Below are 709 nucleotides of genomic sequence, written 5' to 3' on the forward strand. Positions count from 1 at the left end.
GGTCGCCGAGGGTGCGGGCGAGGTGGAGGCCGTGCAGGGGGTCGAGGTGGAGGGTGGCGGGGGCGACCTGGCGGCCGGGGCCGGTGGGTTTGATGTGGAGTCCGCCGAATTCGGCCCAGGCTTCGACGGCGGCGGGGAAGACGGTGTGCCGGTGTCCGGCGGGTGAGGTGTGTTCGCGCAGGGTGTCGGCCCAGATCTCTGCCTGCTTTATGTCCCAGCGTCCGGGTTGCCAGCCGGCGGTGCGCAGGGTGGCGTCGACGGGTACGGGGAAGCGCGTGCTGGAGGTGCGGTCGGGGTGCATCGGCCCTTCGATCGTCGTGCGTGCGGGGTGGTTCTGGAGGACGTCCGGGGTCAGTCGTCGGTTGCGGTGGGGTCGACGATGCGGACGCCGAAGTGGGCGCTGAGGGCGGTGCAGGCGCGGCAGGGGGCGGCGAAGCTGCCGTGGAGGGGGTCGCCGTCCTCGCGTATGCGGCGGGCGGTGAGTTTGGCCTGTTTGAGGGCTCTGCGGGCTTCGCTGTTGGTCATGGGTTTGCGGGCGGCGCGTTTGCTGCGGGTGGCGTCGGCGGCGGCGATGTGCCGGGAGATGAGGATGGTCTCGGCGCAGCGGCCGGTGAAGCGGTCGCGTTGGGTGCTGGTGAGGGTGTCGAGGAAGTCCTGGACGAGGGGGTGCAGGGGTGGGGGCTGGTCGCCGCGGGCGGCGGTGCCGGTG

Annotated in this window: 2 protein-coding genes; both read right to left on the reverse strand. The window is 72.6% G+C overall.

All coding sequences use genetic code 11. From position 1 onward, the window contains the following. Nucleotides 1-301: SUKH-3 domain-containing protein (locus BEK98_RS47510; RefSeq protein ID WP_208643451.1), on the reverse strand; the 301-nt coding region annotated here is incomplete at its 3' end. 50 nt (nucleotides 302-351) lie between these two features. Further along, a partial coding sequence (locus tag BEK98_RS47515) for a YwqJ-related putative deaminase (protein WP_094222985.1) occupies nucleotides 352-709 on the reverse strand: 358 nt, incomplete at its 5' end.

The sequence above is a fragment of the Streptomyces diastatochromogenes genome (assembly GCF_002242805.1).
Classification (GTDB): domain Bacteria; phylum Actinomycetota; class Actinomycetes; order Streptomycetales; family Streptomycetaceae; genus Streptomyces; species Streptomyces diastatochromogenes.